Origin of the sequence: Kitasatospora sp. NPDC059160 (assembly GCF_042755465.1) — a bacterium.
Taxonomy (GTDB): domain Bacteria; phylum Actinomycetota; class Actinomycetes; order Streptomycetales; family Streptomycetaceae; genus Kitasatospora.
In genome coordinates this window covers 1-2,799 of record NZ_JBHZCN010000237.1, presented here as the reverse complement: position 1 = coordinate 2,799, position 2,799 = coordinate 1, and the positions used below count along the sequence as shown (strand labels likewise).

3 protein-coding genes are annotated in these 2,799 nt (G+C 77.7%); all 3 read left to right on the top strand.

Features of this window, described 5'->3' with window-relative positions:
• Positions 1-130: 130 nt before the first annotated feature.
• The 3 genes from ACFXOZ_RS42395 to ACFXOZ_RS42385 are packed head-to-tail and all read left to right on the top strand — an operon-like array spanning position 131 to position 2,702.
• Entirely contained in the window at positions 131-1,117 is a 987-nt protein-coding gene (locus ACFXOZ_RS42395) for a FecCD family ABC transporter permease (protein ID WP_380595378.1), read from the top strand.
• A complete protein-coding gene (locus tag ACFXOZ_RS42390; protein WP_380595376.1) occupies positions 1,114-1,932 on the top strand; it encodes an ABC transporter ATP-binding protein in 819 nt (272 codons plus the stop codon). The genes ACFXOZ_RS42395 and ACFXOZ_RS42390 overlap by 4 nt, the downstream gene beginning before the upstream one ends.
• Positions 1,929-2,702, top strand: coding sequence for a ferredoxin (locus ACFXOZ_RS42385; RefSeq protein WP_380595374.1), 774 nt, complete (start codon positions 1,929-1,931; stop codon positions 2,700-2,702). The genes ACFXOZ_RS42390 and ACFXOZ_RS42385 overlap by 4 nt, the downstream gene beginning before the upstream one ends.
• Positions 2,703-2,799: the final 97 nt, after the last annotated feature.

Here is a 2,799-nt window from a genome sequence, read left to right as displayed (position 1 = left end):
GGGGGGGGGGGGGGGGGGGGGGGGGGCCCCGCTACACACCCCCCCCCCCCCCCCCCGGGGGGCGGCGCCCGGGGGCGGGCCCCCCCCCCCGGCGGCCCTGGCCGTCGGTGCGGCCCTGCTGCTGGCCACCGTGCTCCTCGGCCTGGCCGTCGGCTCACACCACGAGCCGCTCCCGACCGTGATCGAGGTCGTGGCGCGCCGACTCGGACTCGCCGACCCGCAGGTCACCCTGCTGGACGACCGGATCGTCTGGCAGCTGCGGCTGCCCCGGGTCCTGGGAGCGGCCGCCACCGGCGCCGGACTCGCGGTCTGCGGCGCGGTGCTGCAGACCCTGACCGGCAACGACCTGGCCGATCCCTTCCTGCTCGGGATCTCGGACGGAGCCGCCGCCGGCGCGGTGACCGTGATCGTCCTCGGCGTCGGCGTGACCGGCGCCGTGGGCACCGGCGCGGTGGCGACGGCGGCCTTCGCCGGCGCCCTGCTCACCGCCGTCGTCGTCCTGGTGCTGGCCGGCGCGCGCACCCGGTCGCTGCCGACCGCCCGGACGGTGCTCGCCGGCATCGCGGTGGGCCAACTGTGCGGGGCGTACACCTCGTTCGTCGTGCTGGTCCTCGGGGACCGCGACGCGGCGCGCGGTGTCATGGAGTGGACGCTGGGCTCGGTCGCCGGCGTACGGTGGCCCACCGCCGTCTTCCTGGCCGCGGTCGCCCTGATCGGCGTCATGGTGCTGGCCTCCTCGGCCCGCGACCTGGACGCCTTCGCCTTCGGCGAGACCTCCGCCCGCTCCCTCGGCGTCCACGTCGAGCGCACCCGGTGGGTCCTCATCGCCACCGCCGCGCTGGTGACGGCCTGCCTGGTCGCCAACACCGGGGTCATCGGGTTCCTCGGCCTGGTCGTCCCGCACGTGGTCCGCCTCGTCTGCGGCCCGCGCCACGCCCTCCTGCTGCCCGTATCGGCACTGGTGGGCGCGTCCCTCCTGGTGGGCAGCGACGTCCTGGCCCGCTCGGTCCTCCCCGACCGGGAGATCCCGGTCGGCGTCGTCACGGCCGGGCTCGGAGCGCCCTTCTTCGCCTGGCTGCTGTGGCGCCAGGGCCGGGCCGACGGGGGAACGCTGTGACCGCGCCGCCCGCCGCCGAGCTGCGCGCGGAGGGACTCGGCGTGCGCGCCGGCGGCGCGACCCTGCTGGACGCGGTCTCGCTCGCGTTCGCCCCCGGCCGGGTCACCGGCCTGCTCGGACCCAACGGCGCCGGGAAGACCACCCTGCTGCGCGCGGTCGCCGGACTCACCCGGCCGTCCGCGGGGCGCGTCCTCCTGGACGGGGCGGATCTCCACACGCTCACGGCCCGCCGCCGGGCCCAGCGGGTGGCCTTCATGGAACAGCAGGCGGACACCCGGCTGGCCCTGCCGGTCCGCCAGGTCATCGAGCTCGGGCGCACGCCCCACCGGGGCCGCTGGCCCGTACCGGGGAACTCCGCCGCCGACGCCCACGAGCGGACCGTGGTCGCCGAGGCCGTCGCCGCGGCCGACGTCGGCCACCTGCTCGACCGGGCCTGGCCGACGCTGTCCGGCGGCGAACGGCAACGGGTCCAGCTCGCGCGGGCCCTGGCGCAGGAGCCCGGCGTGCTCCTGCTCGACGAGCCCACCAACCACCTCGACCTGCGCCACCAACTCGGCTTCCTCGCCGCCGTACGCGGGCTGGGCATCACCACGGTGGCCGCACTGCACGACCTCGAACTCGCCGCCGCCTACTGCGACGAGGTCGCCGTCCTGCTCGACGGGCGGCTGGTCGCCCACGGGCCCGGCGCCGAGGTGCTCACCTCGGCCACGATCGGGCACGTCTACGGCGTCGACGTCACCGTCGAACGGCACCCCCGGCACGACCGGCCGCACATCCGGTGGAACGGACTGCTCCACGAAAGGACTTCGCCATGACCTCCCCCACCCCGGATGCCCCCGCCTTGGACGCCCCCGCTTTGGACGCCCCCGCCCGCCGCACCGCCACGGTCCTGGTCGGCATGTCGATCGGGGAGGCCGTCCGTCGCGACGAACTGCTCCGGACGGCGGCGGCGCAGCAGGCCTCGATCGCGTTCCTGCAGCAGGCGGACCCCTCCCTGTCGGCCGAGCTGACCAGGCTGGCCGACGCCGGCGCCGGGACCGTGGTCCTGATCGGCGTCCGCCTCGCGGCCACCGGCCCGGCCCAGTCCTGGCTGCGGCGGATCGCGGCGCACTGGTGGCGCGAGCGCACGGGCCACCGGCCGGAGATCCTCGTCGCGACCCGCCTCGCCGACTCACCGGACGCGGTCGCCGCGGCCGCCGCGGCGACGAGGCCCGTCACCGGCGGCGAACCCGGCCTCACCTCCGCGGCCTGGGAGGACGTCACCGGCCACCGGCACCAGGTGCTGGTCTGCCGCGGCCCGCGGTGCACGGCCCTGGGGGCGGAGGAGGCACTGCGCGCCCTGGTGCGGCAGCTGGCCGAGCACGGCCTCGGCGACGACGACGTGCTCGTCACCCAGACCGGGTGCCAGTTCCCCTGCAACCAGGCCCCGGTCGTCAGCGTGCAGCCGGACGACGTCTGGTACGGGGGGATCGACCCGGCGGCCGCCGGCCGCATCGTCACCGAGCACCTGGCCGGCGGACGCCCGGTCGAGTCTCACCGGCTCCCCCGCCACCGGAGTGAACCGGCCGGCCGACCCGACAGCTGACCCCGGCCACCGCGGCCACCGGGGCCGCCTGGTTCCCGGCCGGTGGGGGGGGGGGCGCCGGCCCCACGAGTGGGGGGGCGGGGGCCGCCGGCGCCCC

What these genes read in the sequence shown, in the direction of transcription:
- ACFXOZ_RS42385 (WP_380595374.1), top strand. Translation starts at nt 1,929, where the DNA reads ATGACCTCCCCCACCCCGGATGCCCCCGCCTTGGACGCCCCCGCTTTG.